Origin of the sequence: Streptomyces sediminimaris, assembly GCF_047049295.1 — a bacterium.
Classification (GTDB): domain Bacteria; phylum Actinomycetota; class Actinomycetes; order Streptomycetales; family Streptomycetaceae; genus Streptomyces; species Streptomyces sediminimaris.
Genome location: NZ_JBJWOT010000001.1, coordinates 6930627 through 6945071 on the forward strand (window position 1 = coordinate 6930627; position 14445 = coordinate 6945071).

9 protein-coding genes and 2 pseudogenes are annotated in these 14445 nt (G+C 72.9%); 5 read left to right on the forward strand and 6 right to left on the reverse strand.

Going from position 1 to position 14445, the window contains the following annotated elements:
• Positions 1 to 47: 47 nt before the first annotated feature.
• The 4 genes and pseudogenes from ACJ9NR_RS31725 to ACJ9NR_RS31740 all read right to left on the reverse strand — a co-directional run.
• Positions 48 to 878, reverse strand: a complete 831-nt coding sequence (locus tag ACJ9NR_RS31725) for a PaaX family transcriptional regulator (RefSeq protein WP_412491286.1) — start codon at positions 876 to 878, stop codon at positions 48 to 50.
• A 24-nt stretch (positions 879 to 902) separates the two neighbouring features.
• Positions 903 to 1298 (reverse strand): annotated as a pseudogene (locus tag ACJ9NR_RS31730) (hypothetical protein); the annotation flags it as partial.
• 64 nt (positions 1299 to 1362) lie between these two features.
• On the reverse strand, positions 1363 to 2580 hold the full coding sequence (locus ACJ9NR_RS31735) for an IS110 family RNA-guided transposase (protein ID WP_412487501.1): 1218 nt from the start codon (positions 2578 to 2580) through the stop codon (positions 1363 to 1365).
• Between the two features lie 262 nt (positions 2581 to 2842).
• Positions 2843 to 3295, reverse strand: a pseudogene (locus tag ACJ9NR_RS31740) (hypothetical protein); the annotation flags it as partial.
• A gap of 801 nt (positions 3296 to 4096) precedes the next feature.
• Here ACJ9NR_RS31740 and ACJ9NR_RS31745 point away from each other — a divergent pair.
• The 3 genes from ACJ9NR_RS31745 (at position 4097) to ACJ9NR_RS31755 (ending at position 9610) form a co-directional block, all read left to right on the forward strand.
• Positions 4097 to 5434 carry a 6-phospho-beta-glucosidase gene (locus ACJ9NR_RS31745; RefSeq protein WP_412491285.1) on the forward strand — a complete coding sequence of 446 codons (1338 nt, stop codon included), beginning with the start codon at positions 4097 to 4099 and terminating at the stop codon, positions 5432 to 5434.
• A 59-nt stretch (positions 5435 to 5493) separates the two neighbouring features.
• A complete protein-coding gene (locus tag ACJ9NR_RS31750; RefSeq protein ID WP_412491284.1) occupies positions 5494 to 8535 on the forward strand; it encodes an alpha-mannosidase in 3042 nt (1013 codons plus the stop codon).
• A gap of 244 nt (positions 8536 to 8779) precedes the next feature.
• Positions 8780 to 9610 carry a sulfotransferase family protein gene (locus ACJ9NR_RS31755; RefSeq protein ID WP_412491283.1) on the forward strand — a complete coding sequence of 277 codons (831 nt, stop codon included), beginning with the start codon at positions 8780 to 8782 and terminating at the stop codon, positions 9608 to 9610.
• Between the two features lie 14 nt (positions 9611 to 9624).
• On the opposite strand, the gene ACJ9NR_RS31760 is transcribed toward ACJ9NR_RS31755, so the two are convergent.
• Together ACJ9NR_RS31760 and ACJ9NR_RS31765 are read right to left on the reverse strand one after the other, a co-directional pair.
• Positions 9625 to 11313 carry a carbohydrate binding domain-containing protein gene (locus ACJ9NR_RS31760; RefSeq protein WP_412491282.1) on the reverse strand — a complete coding sequence of 563 codons (1689 nt, stop codon included), beginning with the start codon at positions 11311 to 11313 and terminating at the stop codon, positions 9625 to 9627.
• A gap of 144 nt (positions 11314 to 11457) precedes the next feature.
• A complete protein-coding gene (locus ACJ9NR_RS31765) occupies positions 11458 to 12603 on the reverse strand; it encodes an ATP-grasp domain-containing protein (RefSeq protein ID WP_412491281.1) in 1146 nt (381 codons plus the stop codon).
• A 298-nt stretch (positions 12604 to 12901) separates the two neighbouring features.
• On the opposite strand from ACJ9NR_RS31765, the gene ACJ9NR_RS31770 reads away from it, so the two are divergent.
• Both ACJ9NR_RS31770 and ACJ9NR_RS31775 read left to right on the forward strand, forming a co-directional pair.
• Positions 12902 to 13762: a metallophosphoesterase family protein gene (locus tag ACJ9NR_RS31770; protein WP_412491280.1), complete on the forward strand. Its 861-nt coding sequence runs from the start codon at positions 12902 to 12904 to the stop codon at positions 13760 to 13762.
• The gene (locus ACJ9NR_RS31775) at positions 13759 to 14439 is read left to right on the forward strand and encodes a 4'-phosphopantetheinyl transferase family protein (RefSeq protein ID WP_412491279.1); all 681 of its coding nucleotides are present in this window, start codon (positions 13759 to 13761) and stop codon (positions 14437 to 14439) included. The genes ACJ9NR_RS31770 and ACJ9NR_RS31775 overlap by 4 nt, the downstream gene beginning before the upstream one ends.
• Positions 14440 to 14445 lie beyond the last annotated feature (6 nt).

A 14445-nucleotide genomic window follows, 5' to 3' on the forward strand; every position in this document is an offset into this window, starting at 1 on the left:
GATCTCTGCGCCGGGTCTCTCCCGGTTCTCGTGGCCTCTCGTGGTCTCTACGCCTGATCGGGGCGGACCGGCACCAGGTCGAGAAGGCGCTCCGATGCCTCGCGCGCGAGCGGGGTGAGGCGGTCGTGCACCGTCCGGAACGTCTTCTCGGCCCGCTCCGCCGGCCAGTCGTCCGGCAGGTGCTTGACCGGCAGGCGCGGGTCGCCGCGGATGATGCCCAGCCACTCGGCGTGCAGCCGCAGCCGCAGCACGAGGGCGTCCTCGGGGTCCGGCAGCGGGCTCTCCCGGCCCTCCCAGCGCTGCGCGAACTCCTCGTAGCGCGCGGCCAGTTCGGACAGCTCCCAGGTCTCCTCGATCATCGCGCCGATGTCCATGCCGGCGTCGGCGTGGGCGCGGAAGACCTTCACATGGGCGGACAGGCCCAGTTCGGACACCAGCTCCGCCACGTCGGTCTCGCCCGGCGCGATCCAGAGCCCGCTGAACAGCGGTCCGAAGCCGCTCCAGGTGAGCTTGGAGCGCAGGTCGTGCCGCTGCCGCTGCCAGGACTCGGGGAGCGAGAAGCCGAGCAGGGTCCAGGTGCCGTCCCAGTCGCGGTTGACCGCGCCGGTGTGCCAGATGCGCCGTTCCCCGTCGTGCAGGACGGCCCTCGAGTGCTCGGTCAGGCCGAAGTACATCCGGCGGCCCTCGCGCTGGCGGCGCAGCAGCCCCCGGTTGACCATCCGGGTCAGGGTCGAACGGGTCGCCTGCTCGCCCACCCCGGCACGCTCGAACACGTCGATCACGCTGCCCGAGTACACACAGACGTCCCGCCCGAGGACCTGGTCGCCCAGGAACGTCAGCAGGAGGGACTGGGGCCGCAACGACTCCTCACCTGTCATGCGGCCACCGTACGTCGTTCTCGATCAGCTCGTCGTCCGCCGGTACGCGTGGACGGCCGTCACCAGCGCGCACACCCCCGGCGGGACGACCTCGGCCCGCAGTGTGCCGGTGCGCACGTCGTAGTCGACTCCCTCCGCCTCGAACGAGCCGTTCGTGCAGACGCTGCGCTGCGGCAGGCCGAACAGGGCCGTCACGGAGCCGGTCACCGGCTGCCCGTCCAGTTTGTGCGGGAGGTCGACCTGGAGGAGGGGGCGGCTTTCCGGGAAGAGCCTGCCCGACGCGTCGTCCGAGGCGCAGACCAGGCGGGTGTCCGTCACGAAGTCGCAGCCCTGGATGTCGCGCACCGGCCGGTCCAGGGTGATCTGCCGGGTCTCCGGGAGTTCGCCGCCCCGCCGCGGCGTGGACGGGTTGAGCAGGGGGGTGCCTCTATGTCTTTCGTCAAGGCACTCCTGTCGGGTTTGGGGTGGTTCGGGGTTGCTGAGGTTACGCGGCGAGCTCGACGCCTTTCGGTGTCCGGGATTCGTAGAAGGTGCCGTCGCGGAGCATGGCGAACAGGACGCTGATGCGTTGACGGGCCAGGCGGAGGAGGGCCTGGGTGTGGGTCTTGCCGCGTGCTCGCTGGCGGTCGTAGTAGGTGCGGGAGGCGGGGTCAGCGTTCATGCAGGCGAAGGCGGAGAGGAACATCGCCCGTTTGAGCTGCCGGTTTCCGCCTCGGGGTGCGTGTTCGCCGTGGATCGAGGTCCCGGACTGCTTCGTGGTGGGGGCGAGGCCGGCGTAGGAGGCGAGGTGGGCGGCGGTGGGGAAGCTGGTGCCGTCGCCGACGGTGACCAGCAGGACGGCGGCGGTCCTGACGCCGACGCCGGGCATCGACGTCAGGACCGGGGAAAGAGGGTGAGTCTCCAGCAGGGCGTTGATCTGGGCTTCCATCGCCCGGCGATGGGTGTGGACGGCGGCCAGGGATGCGGCCAGGGAGGGAATGACGATGTCGAGGGTGCCGGTGCCGGGGACGACGACGGTCTGCTCGTCGAGTGCGTCGAAGACGTCGTCGATCAGCCGCTGGGCCATGCGGGGGGCTTTCGGGCGGATCAGCTCCACGAGTCTGCGGCGGCCGGCCTTGCGCAGGGCGGACGGGGAGCCGTAGCGCTCCAGCAGCCAGGTCACGGCCTGGTGGTCGAGGCGGGGACCCAGAACGCGCTCCAGCGACGGGTGGAACTGAGTGAGCAGGCCGCGTATCCGGTTGGACGTGCGGGTGGCCTCGGCCGCGAGATCCTGGTCGAAGCCCACGAGGACCGTGAGTTCGGCGGTGATCTCGTCGGTCAGTTCCAGCGAGCGCAGGGTGTGCGGCATCGTCCGTGCGGCGTCCGCGATGACGGCGGCGTCCTTGGCGTCGGTCTTGGCCTCGCCGGGGTAGAGGTCGGCGATCCGGCGCATCGCGAGTCCGGGCAGGTAGGCGACCTGGCAGCCGGCGTCGCGGGCGACGGTCAGTGGCAGGGCGCCGATGGAGGCGGGCTGGTCCACGATCACCAGGACGGTGCCGAACTTTTCGCGCAGCTTGGCGAAGACGGCCCGCAACTTGGGCTCGCTGTTGGGCAGCGGTTTGTCGAAGACCTTTTTCCCGGCCGGGGTGAGTCCGTGGCCGTGGTGGGCACTCTTGCCGACGTCCAGGCCCAGGAACACGCCCACGTCTTCGATCTCGAACATCGTGCCCCTTCCCCAGGGGTGTTGACGGTGCCGGCCTCGGCTCGGGTGTCGTGCTCGCGCATCCACGTTATGCAGACCTGCCGCCCGCGAACTGTCCGGCGTTGCGCCGGACCGGGCGGTGGCCGGACCTCTGATCAGCGTCTCCGACGGCACCTCCCGGGCCCGGTGACACCACCCCCCAGGTCATGCCTTCGACAGGGGGCAACAGTCATGCCGGGCCCGGAGGCCAGCGGCCCTCTTGCAGGACCGCGGAAAACATAACGGGGAAGACCTGGAGCCGGTTCTGGTCGCCCCACTCGCCCGACACCAGCCACCGCGCGTCGGGCGAGACGGCCGCGAAGGAGTTGTTGACCTTCTCGCCCGGGTCGAGCCGGTGCACGTACTCGTAGCGCTTCCCGGCCGGTGTGGTGACCGCGAACATCTTCGACGTGGCGGTGCCGGCGCCCTGGTAGGCGTCGAAGGTGTACCCGCGCGCGATGTCCGGGTCGCCGACGTGGTTCCAGCCCCTGACTCTGAGGCCCAGCGGGATGTCCGTGAGGCCGCGGTACAGCACCGAGCCGTCCGCACGGCTCGCCAGGCCCTGCCCGCCGCCCAGCGTGCCGGTGTACGACGTACCGCTCGGCGTCCAGTGCGGTTCGCCGGACGCGAGGGCGCTCGGGGCACTGAGGGCGAGGGCGGAGGCCACCGCGGCCAGAGCGACGAGTTGACGCTTCATCAGGCACCTGCCATGTCACCGGAGATGAGGTGAGCATGCAATCACGGATCGGGTCAGGGGTCACCGTTTCCGGACCTGTGCGGAAGGGACCGCTCGACGTACCGGCGGGTCCCCGCACGTCCCGGGCGCCGAGGACCCTGGGGGAGGCGAACGCGTCGGCCCGGGCGGCCGGTCGAAGGTGCCGATGGTGCAACCGCCCCTGAGGGCGGCCCGGTTCGGCGGTGGGCCCGCCCGCTTCCGGGGGCGCGCCTCCGGCGGCGACCGGTACCGCCGGGAGGCCGGGCTGCCGCGGCCGGGCCGGCCGGCGCCGTGGCCCGCCGATCGGCCGAGCGCGCCTGCGCCGACGGGGACACCTCCGGGACACCTCGGTGAGGCCGTCGCCGGGGCCGGACAGGTCCCGGACGGTGCCGGGGACGGCCGGGCCGACGCGCCGGCCGGCGGCCGCGCCCCGGGCCGGGATCACGGCGGCGGGCCGCGCCGGGCGGGCCGGTCCGGGGGCGAAGCCGGATGATGGACACGACGGCCGTCGAGGTGCCGGTCACGTGCGCCACGACCGGGGCGGGCGGGACGATCGTGCTCCTCGCGGCCGGCCGATGTTCCCGGGTGCGGGTGCGGGTGCGGGTGCGGGTGCGGGTGCGGGTACGCGTACGGGTAGGGGACGGGTACGGGTTCGGGTGCCGTGAGGCTCCGCGGGGCCGGGGACCCGGACGCGGTGGTGACGGACGGTCCGGTCGGCACGGCGCCCGGCTCCTCGCCGGAGGCGGCGGGTGCCGAGGCGGTCCTGGCAGGAGAGGTGCGGTCGTGAAACTGACGATTCTGGGCGGCGGCGGGTTCCGGGTGCCGCTCGTGTATGGGGCGCTCCTGACGGACCACGCCGAGGGGCGGGTCACCGAGGTGGTGCTGCACGACCTGGACGCCGGCCGGCTGGACGCGGTCGTGCGGGTGCTGGCCGAGCAGGCGGCGGACGTGCCCGACGCCCCCGCGGTGACCGCCACGACCGACCTCGACCAGGCCCTGCGCGGCGCGGGCTTCGTCTTCTGCGCGATCCGCGTCGGCGGCCTGGAGGGCAGGGCGAACGACGAGCGGGTGGCGCTGGCGGAGGGCGTCCTCGGCCAGGAGACGGTCGGTGCGGGCGGCATCGCCTACGGCCTGCGCACCGTGCCGGTCGCCGCCGACATCGCCCGGCGGGTGGCCCGCCTGGCGCCGGACGCCTGGGTCATCAACTTCACCAACCCGGCGGGCCTGGTCACCGAGGCCATGTCCCGCCACCTCGGCGACCGCGTCATCGGCATCTGCGACTCGCCCGTCGGCCTCGGCCGCCGTATCGCCCGGGTGCTCGGCGGCGACCCCCGGGAGGCGTGGATCGACTACGTCGGCCTCAACCACCTCGGCTGGGTGCGCGGCCTGCACATCGCCGGGCGCGACGAACTGCCGCGCCTGCTCGCCGACCCCGGCCTGCTCGGCTCCTTCGAGGAGGGCAGGCTCTTCGGCGCCGACTGGCTGCGCTCCCTCGGGGCGATCCCCAACGAGTACCTGCACTACTACTACTTCAACCGCGAGGCCGTGCACGCCTACCGGCGGGCCGAGCGGACCCGCGGCGCCTTCCTCCGCGACCAGCAGGCGCGGTTCTACGCGGAGATGCGCGAGCCCGGCGCCCGGGCGCTGACCGCCTGGAACCGTACCCGCGCCGAGCGCGAGGCGACCTACATGGCCGAGAACCGGGAGGCCGCGGGGGCCGGCGAACGCGCCGCCGAGGACCTCTCCGGCGGCTACGAGAAGGTCGCCCTGGCCCTGATGCGGGCCATCGCCCGCGACGAGCGCACCACGCTGATCCTCGACGTCCGCAACCGGGCCACCCTGCCGGTGCTCGACTCGGAGGCCGTCGTCGAGGTGCCGTGCCTGGTCGACGCCAACGGCGCCCACCCGGTCGCCGTCGCCCCGCTGCCCGGCCATGCCACCGGCCTGGTCTGCGCGGTCAAGGCGGTCGAGCGCGAGGTGCTGGCGGCCGCCGAGTCCGGCTCCCGCGCCGCCGCGGTGAAGGCGTTCGCGCTGCATCCGCTGGTCGACTCCGTGACCGTCGCCCGACGCCTGGTCGAGGGCTACACGGACGTTCACCCCGGCCTTGCCTACCTGAAGTAAGCTCCGATTGGAAAGCGCTTTCCCCGGTGCTTCCGCCGCCCTCTCCCTGGAGACCTGCCATGCACGACGAACGCCGCCTGATCGAGGAGCGCGCCGCGCGCCTGCACACCCAGCGCATCAAGCCCGCGCTCTACGCGGCCACCGTCCCCCTGACGGTCGAGGCCTGGCAGGCGCCGGGCGAGCCGGTCCCGTTCGAGGCGGCGGCCGCCGCCACGTACGAGCCCTTCGCGACGGACACCCCCTGGGGCCCGCCCTGGGGCACGACCTGGTTCCGGCTGCGCGGACGGGTGCCGGCCGAGTGGACCGGCCGGCGCGTCGAGGCGGTCATCGACCTCGGCTTCGTCGGCGACTGGCCGGGCAACCAGGCCGAGGCGCTGGTGCACCGCACCGACGGGACGCCGCTGAAGGCGGTCAACCCGCTCAACCAGTACGTCCCGGTCGCCGACCCCGCGGCGGGCGGCGAGGAGGTCCACTACCTGGTCGAGGCCGCCTCCAACCCCGACATCCTGGCCGACGACTTCGCCGTGCCCACCCCCCTGGGGGATGTGCTCACGGCCGGCGACCGGCCGCTGTACACCTTCCGGCGCGCCGACCTCGCCGTCCTCGACAAGGAGGTCTTCCACCTCGACCTGGACCTGCAGGTGCTGCGCGAGCTCATGGCCCACCTCGGCGAGCACGAGCCGCGCCGCCACGAGATCCTGCACGCCCTCGGCCGCGCCATGGACGCCCTCGACCTCGACGACGTCCCCGGCAGCGCGGCGGCCGTCCGCGAGGTCCTCGCGCCCGTCCTGGCAAGGCCCGCCCACGCCAGCGCGCACACGATCTCCGGCGTCGGCCACGCGCACATCGACTCCGCCTGGCTGTGGCCGATCCGCGAGACCAAGCGCAAGACGGCCCGCACCTTCTCCAACGTCACCGCGCTCGCCGACGAGTACGAGGACTTCGTCTTCGCCTGCTCCCAGGCCCAGCAGTACGAGTGGGTGCGCGACAACCATCCGCACGTGTGGGAGCGGATCAAGAAGGCCGTCGCCAAGGGCCAGTGGGCGCCGGTCGGCGGCATGTGGGTGGAGTCCGACGGCAACCTGCCCGGCGGCGAGGCGATCGCCCGCCAGCTGGTCCACGGCAAGCGGTTCTTCCTCGAGCACTTCGGCATCGAGACCAAGGGCGTCTGGCTGCCGGACTCCTTCGGCTACAACGCCGCCTACCCGCAGCTGGCCAAGCTCGCCGGCAACGAGTGGTTCCTCACCCAGAAGATCTCCTGGAACCAGACCAACACCTTCCCCCACCACACCTTCTGGTGGGAGGGCATCGACGGCACCCGCATCTTCACCCACTTCCCGCCCATCGACACCTACAACGCCCGTTTCAGCGGCGCGGAGATGGACCGCGCGGTGCGCAACTACGCCGAGAAGGGCGGCGGTACGCGGTCGCTCGCGCCCTTCGGCTGGGGCGACGGAGGCGGCGGCCCCACCCGCGAGATCATGGAGCGGGCGCGCCGGCTCGCCGACCTGGAGGGCTCGCCCAGGGTCGTCGTCGAGCACCCCGACGCGTTCTTCGCCAAGGCCCGCGAGGAGTACCCGGACGCCCCGGTCTGGAACGGCGAGCTCTACCTGGAGCTGCACCGCGCCACCTACACCTCCCAGGCCCGCACCAAGCAGGGCAACCGCCGCAGCGAACACCTGCTGCGCGAGGCCGAGCTGTGGGCGACCACCGCGGCCCTGCACGCGAGCGGCTACGCCTACCCGTACGAGCGGCTGGACCGGCTGTGGAAGACGGTGCTGCTGCACCAGTTCCACGACATCCTGCCGGGCTCCTCGATCGCCTGGGTGCACCGCGAGGCGGAGGCCGAGTACGCGCGCGTGGCACAGGAGCTGGAGGCGCTGACGGCGGAGGCGATCGGCGCGCTCGGCGGGGGCGGCACCCGGGTGTTCAACACCAGCCCGTACGCCCGAGCCGAGGTGGTCCGTACGCCCGGGGGCGCGCCCGCGTACGTGCGCGTGCCCGCGAGCGGCAGCGCGCCGCTGGCCGCAGCCGAACCACCGCGGCCGGTGATGGTCGACGGCCGTGTCCTCGACAACGGCCTGGTGCGCGTCGAGGTGGCCGAGGACGGCACCCTGGCCTCCGTGTTCGACCTGCGGGCCGGCCGCGAAGTCCTCGCCGGCCGGGGCAACCTGCTGCGCCTGCACACCGACCTGCCCAACTACTGGGACGCCTGGGACATCGACAAGCACTACAGGAACCGCTACACGGATCTGCTGCGGGCCGAGGCGGTCACCGTGACCGAGGCGGACCCACTGGTCGGCTCGGTCCGGGTCGAGCGTTCCTTCGGCACGGGCTCGAAGATCACCCAGACGATCACGCTGCGGGCGGGCAGCCCCCGTGTCGACTTCGCCACCGACATCGACTGGCACGAGACCGAGAAGATCCTCAAGGCGGGCTTCCCGGTCGACATCCGGGCCCCGCACTCCAGCGCGGAGATCCAGTTCGGGCACGTCCAGCGGCCCACGCACACCAACACCAGCTGGGAGGCGGCCCGTTTCGAGGTCTCCGGCCACCGCTGGGTGCACATCGCCGAACCCGGTTACGGCGTCGCGGTCATCAACGACTCGACCTACGGCCACGACGTGACCCGCACAGTCCGCGAGGACGGCGGCACGACGACCCGGGTCGGCCTCAGCCTGGTCCGCGCCCCGCGCGTCCCGGACCCGGAGGCCGACCAGGGCCGCCACCGCCTGGTCTACTCCCTGCTGCCCGGCGCGAGCATCGAGGACGCCGTCGCCGAGGGCTACGCCCTCAACCTCCCGCTGCGGATCGCGGACGCCCAGGGGGCGCCGGAGCCGGTGGTCTCGGTGGACGGCGAGGGCGTGACCGTGGAGGCGGTCAAGCTGGCCGACGACACCTCCGGCGATGTCGTGGTGCGGCTGTACGAGTCGCGCGGCGGCCGCGGCCGGGGCGTGCTGCGCACCGGCTTCCCCCTGGCCGGCGCGCAGGTGACGGACCTGCTGGAGCGCCCGCTGGAGGACGCCGACGTCGTCGACGGCGGTGTCCCCGTCGCGCTGCGGCCGTTCCAGATCCTGACGCTGAGGCTGCGGAGGGGATGACCGGGTGGCGACGGCCGGGCCCGGCGCGGGGCGGCGTGATTTCCACCAAAAATTAAGAGAGCGGTAAGTCCGCTGGTCACGGGTGCGATCACGGCGCCCGTGACCCGTCGTGTTCTCCCGCGCGACACCTGTGGTTCGCCCGCAACCCCTGGGATGCGACTCCCAGGGGCGAGAGGAAGGTGTCCACGTGAGTGACCGTCGTATGTCCGCGATACGAAGGGGTCTCAGGCGTCGCGGGAGGCTCATGGCCCAGGCGGTCAGCCCGCCGCGCCGCACCCTCGACGCCGTGCCCTCCCCGCGCGCCGCCGTGCCCTCCTACACCGCCCCGCCCGCTCCGCGCCTGGTGGAGTCGCCGGTCTTCGTGCTGTCCTCGGTGCGCTCCGGTTCGACCCTGCTGCGCGTCCTGCTGAACAGCCACAGCCGGATCCGCGCCCCGCACGAGATGCACCTGCGGACGCTGCACGTCCACCTCTCGCGCGAGTTCACCGCCGACGCCATGAAGGAACTGCGGCTCGACAAGGACGAACTGGAGCACCTGCTGTGGGACCGGGTGCTGCACCTGGAGCTGACCCGCAGCGGCAAGGACGTCATCGTCGACAAGACGCCGCCCAACACCCTCGTCTGGCCGCGGCTGCGCCGGTGCTGGCCGGGCGCCCGCTACATCCTGCTGCTGCGCCACCCGGCGGCGGTCATCGCCTCCCTGACCGACCGCCGCACGGACCCCGACCACGAGGCCATCCTGGCCGAGGTCCTCGACTACAGCGAGAAGCTGGAGGCGGCGCGCCACGCGCTCGACGCCCACGTGGTGACGTACGAGGACCTCACCGCCGAACCCGAGCGGACCACGCGCGGCCTGTGCGGGTACCTCGGCGTCGAGTGGGAGAGCGGCATGCTGGACTACGGCGCCAAGGACCACGGCACCTTCCGGCCGCAGCTCGGCGACTGGTCCAGCACCATCCGGTCGGGCCGCGTCCAGCCGGCCCGCTCCGCGGACACCACGGCCGGACTGCCGCCGCGGCTCGCCGAGATCGCGCGGGCGTGGGGGTACCCGGTCGGGGCACCCCCACGCGCCTGACGGGACGGGCCGGGTCAGCCGGTGAACCCGGCCGTGATCGAGGTGAACTGCCAGTTGTTCTGGCTGATGCCGGAGCAGTTGCTCACCACGCCGCCGCCGGGGCACGGCCGGTCGCGGTTGACCGACCAGAAGGCGAGCCGGGCGATGTGGTGGCTGTTCGCCCAGTCGCGGACCTGCGACCAGATCGCCGGAGTGGTGGTCTCCTGCTGGTCGGAGAGACCGTTCATGCCGGAGATTCCGATGTGGGAGTACGCGGTGGCGTCGTCCCAGCCGAAGGTCGACTTCAGCTTGGCCTTCAGCCCCTCCGCGGCGTTGACGGTGTTGCCGTACATGTCGGAGCCGCCGCCGAAGTCGAAGGGCATGATCGTGAAGACGTCGATGCCGGCGTTCAGCGACTGCGCCTGCTCGATGAGCCGGTTGCCGTAGTACGTCGGGCCGGTGGTCGACGTGCCGAAGGTGACGATGGTCCTCAGGCCGGGGTTGTTCGCCTTGACCGTCTTCAGCGCGGTGAGGATCTTCGCCTGGACGGCCTCGTTCTCGAACTCGTCGGTGTTCTCGATGTCCATGTCGATCGCCTTGAGCGAGTAGGCGTCGATCACCTTCTGCAGGGCGCCGGCGAGCGCGCTCGCGGAGGAGCAGTTGGCGCCGAGCTTGCTGCCCTGCCAGCCGCCGAAGGAGGGCACGATGTCGCCGCCCGCGGAGCGGATGGCGTTGATCGCGCTCTGGTCGGCGCCGCCGGTCAGCGGCCGGCTGCCGTCCCAGGCCGGGTTGCAGCCGCCGGAGTCGAGCACGAAGGCCATCGTGAACCACTTGACGCCGGTCGCGCTCATCACCGTCGACGGGCTCGGCGGATCGCCCCAGCCCTCGTAGAGGTAGGGCGCGGCCTGCTTGAAGCCGCCACCGCCACCGCCGCCCGCGTCCGTCGTCACGCTCACGGAGTTGGAGGCCGCGGAGGTGTTGCCGGCCGCGTCACGCGCCTTGACGGTGAAGGTGTAGGCCGTGCCGGCCGAGAGCCCGCCGACCGTGGCGCTGGTGCCGGAGACGCTGAGCACCCGGTTGGAGCCGCTGTAGACGTCGTACGCCGTCACGCCGGTGTTGTCGGTGGACGCGTTCCACTTCAGCGACACGCTCGAGGAGGTCTTGCCGGTCGAGGTCAGCCCGGTGGGCGCGGTCGGCGCCTGGGTGTCGCCTCCGCCGCCCCCGCCGCCGGGGCCGTCCAGGCTGATGTCGTCGGCCCAGTACGTGCCCTGCGCGTACCAGCCGTGGACGTAGATCTTCGCACTGGTCTGCGAGGCGCCGGTGGTGAAGGAGACGGAGAGCAGGCTGTACGCCGACGGTGACGTGGTCCAGGTGGAGGCGCCGCCGTCGACGCCCAGGTACACGTAGGAGCCGCGCACCCAGCCGCTGAGCGAGTAGGTGGTGTTCGGCTGCACGGACACCGTCTGGGTGCACTGCGCGTTGTCGCTGGAGGTCACCGCTCCCTGCAGGGCCTTGGAGCCGCCGTGCACGGGGGAGGAGACGACGGAGCCGAGGTTGCCGGAGCAGGTCCACGGGGAGAGGCCGCCCGACTCGAAGCCGGGGTTGGACAGGATGTTGGCCGCCTGGGCGGTGCCGGGCAGCGCGATGGCTCCGGCGAGAGCGAGGGCGGCGGAGCCGAGCAGTGCGAGGAAACGGCGTCTGTGACGCCCGGACGTGTTGCGCATGCGATCTCCCAGGGGAAATGGGGGTGTTCGGGAGTGCAGGAAGGTGCGCAACCAAGTTGGTATGGACCAATCGCGGTGTCAAGGTGCTGCGCGCTGATTGGTCCATACCGGTCGGCGGCGCGGAGCGGTCGGCTCCGCGTGCGCTCAGGTCCGCGTGGCCGCCCGGACGCCGCTGTCCGTGGTGGCGGCCCGGGCCGGTTCCGCCACCGGGGCGGGCACGGCGGGCAGCAGGGGCTCCGCCTCCTGGGCGCGCTGCTGCGGCAGCGCCACCGGGCGCAGCGGGCGGGGCCCGGACACCACCGTGTAGTCCTGGCCGAGGAAGGGCGGCGTGATCTCGCCCGGGTCCTCGCCCAGTGCCAGCTGCACGGCCGCCCAGGGGGCGTTGAGGCCGCACAGGGAGAGCTGGTGCAGCCCGCCGGCCGGGCGGGTGTTGACGTCCATCAGGACCGGCCGGTCGCCGTACACGCGGAACTGGATGTTGGAGAGGTGGTGCAGCCCGAAGCCCTCCGCGATCCGCCGCGCCGGCTCCAGCCACTGCTCGTGCAGCGTGAATCCGCGGCGGCGGCCGTTCTTGGTGCGGCCGACGGCCAGCCGGACCTTGCTGTCGGGGCCGGTGAGGCAGTCCACCGACACCTCCGGCTGCTCCAGCAGCGGCATCACCAGCCAGTCGACGGGCTCGTCGGCCCGCCGCAGCGCCGCGACGACCAGGTCGAGCGGCACGTACGGGCTGGGGAAGCCGCTGAGGTGCGTCATCGAGAAGGGGGAGCGGGTGATCATGCGGAAGCCCACCCCGCCCGCTCCGGACGCGGGCTTGAAGCACGCCGTGTGCCCGTCCGCCTCCAACTCCTCGACGGCGGAGATCAGTTCCTCCGCAGAGCGCACCCGCCACCACGGCGGCACCGGCGCCCCGATCGCCTGCACGGCCTCGTAGGCGATGACCTTGTCCTCGAAGACGGCGACGGCCTCCGGCGGCGGCGCCAGCAGCGCCGTTCCCGCGGCCTCGAACTCCGCGCGGTGCGCCGCGACCGCCGACTGGTGCAGCCGGGGCACGAACACGTCGATGCCGCGCCGCCGGCACTGGTCCAGCGCGAACTCCACGTACCCGGCCGGGGACAGGCCCTCCGGCTCCAGCTCGGCGGTGTCGGCGGCGGCCAGCACGGGGGAGTCCGGGTCCCCGTGCGTCGCGTGGATCTTCACCGCGCGATCGCTGGGATTTCGGCGCAGCTGATCCATGAAGAACACGTTCTCCGCGTACGTGCGGTTGAGCCAGACGCGTACGCGAGAGACCATGCAGGCCGCCTTTCACGGTTCGCGGGCAGGGCGGAGCGGCCCGTGCCCGGGCAGGGGTGTTTGGAGGGTCACCGAACCGCCCCTGTCGGAAGGGAAGGCGAGGCGGCGGTGTCGGGGCGATCATACGGCCTCGCGAGGGTCGCGCGTGCAACGTCCGTGTTACGGATCCCCTGGGATCCTCCGCACCCGTCGTCGCCGGACCCCGCGCACCCGCCGGGCCGCCTTGTCGGCAGGCGGTGCCATGTGCTGTCGTGGTGTCCGTTCGCGAGTGCGCCCGGTGCGCGGAGGGGGACGCGAGGTGACGACGACGGCCGGGGGTGCCGGACAGCTGCTGGCCATCAGCGACCTGCACATCGGGTATCCCGAGAACCGCGCCCTGGTCGAGGAGTTGCGCCCCGGGTCGGACCGGGACTGGCTGCTGGTGGCCGGCGACGTCTCGGAGACCGTGTCCGACATCCGCTGGGCCCTGAAGACCCTCGCGAGCCGCTTCGCCAAGGTGGTCTGGGCGCCGGGCAACCACGAGCTGTGGACCCATCCCAGGGACCCGGTCACCCTGCGCGGCGTCGCCCGCTACGAGCACCTCGTCGCGATGTGCCGCGAACTCGGCGTCACCACGCCCGAGGACCCCTACCCCGTCTGGCGGGGCCCCGGCGGCCCCGTCGCCGTCGCGCCCCTCTTCCTGCTCTACGACTACTCGTTCCTGCCGGCCGGCTGCGCCACCAAGGCGCAGGGCCTCGAGTACGCGCACGGCACCGGCGTCGTGTGCAGCGACGAGTACCTGCTCCACCCCGACCCGCACCCGAGCCGGGAGGCCTGGTGCCGGGCCCGGGTCGCCGAGACCGAGCGCAGACTCGCCGGACTGCCCGCGGAGCTGCCCACCGTGCTCGTCAACCACTACCCGCTGCACCGCCACCCCTGCGACGTCCTGTGGTACCCCGAGTTCGCCATGTGGTGCGGCACGGAGCTGACCGCGGACTGGCACCGGCGCTTCCGCGTGGAGACGATGGTCTACGGGCATCTGCACATCCCGCGGACCACCTTCCACCAGGGCGTCCGCTTCGAGGAGGTCTCGGTCGGCTACCCACGCGAGTGGCGCAGGCGGCCCGAACCGCCGGGACGCCTTCGCCGCGTCCTGCCGACCGAGGGAGGCACCGGGTGATCGAGGAGCTGCTGCCGCCCGAGGTGGTGGCCGTGGAGGTGCACGGCGACGGGAGCGAGCACGCGCCGCTGTACCCGGAGGAGGCCGCGGTGGTGGCGCGGGCGGTGCCCAAGCGCCGCCGCGAGTTCGCCCTCGTACGGGCCTGCGCGCGCCGCGCCATGGACAAGCTCGGCGTGCCGCCGCGGCCCCTGCTGCCCGGCGAGCGCGGCGCGCCGGGCTGGCCGCCCGGGCTCGCCGGCAGCATGACCCACTGCGACGGCTACTGTGCCGCCGCCCTGGTCCGGGCGACCGACCTGGCATCCCTCGGCATCGACGCCGAACCCCACCAGCCGCTCCCAGAGGGCGTCCTGGAGGCCGTGGCCCTGCCCACCGAGGCGGCCGCACTGCGCCGCCTGACCGGGCGGCACCCCGAGGTCCACTGGGACCGGCTGCTGTTCAGCGCCAAGGAGTCCGTCTACAAGGCGTGGTTCCCCCTCACCGGGCGGTGGCTGGAGTTCACGGAGGCCGACATCGAGGTCTCCCTCGACCCGGGCGCGGCGCTGCGCGGCGGCTTCCGCGCCGAACTCCTCGTCCCCGGCCCGCTGGTCGGCGGCCGGCGCCTCGGCCGCTTCGAGGGCCGGTGGACCGTCCAGCGGGGGCTGGTGGCGACCGCGGTCACCGTCTCCCGCACCCCCTGAGGTCCC

Bases quoted from the DNA above. Each gene is read 5' to 3' on its own strand.
- ACJ9NR_RS31725 (WP_412491286.1), bottom strand. From the start codon at position 878: ATGACAGGTGAGGAGTCGTTGCGGCCCCAGTCCCTCCTGCTGACGTTC.
- ACJ9NR_RS31735 (WP_412487501.1), bottom strand. From the start codon at position 2,580: ATGTTCGAGATCGAAGACGTGGGCGTGTTCCTGGGCCTGGACGTCGGC.
- ACJ9NR_RS31750 (WP_412491284.1), top strand. From the start codon at position 5,494: ATGCACGACGAACGCCGCCTGATCGAGGAGCGCGCCGCGCGCCTGCAC.
- ACJ9NR_RS31755 (WP_412491283.1), top strand. From the start codon at position 8,780: ATGGCCCAGGCGGTCAGCCCGCCGCGCCGCACCCTCGACGCCGTGCCC.
- ACJ9NR_RS31760 (WP_412491282.1), bottom strand. From the start codon at position 11,313: ATGCGCAACACGTCCGGGCGTCACAGACGCCGTTTCCTCGCACTGCTC.
- ACJ9NR_RS31765 (WP_412491281.1), bottom strand. From the start codon at position 12,603: ATGGTCTCTCGCGTACGCGTCTGGCTCAACCGCACGTACGCGGAGAAC.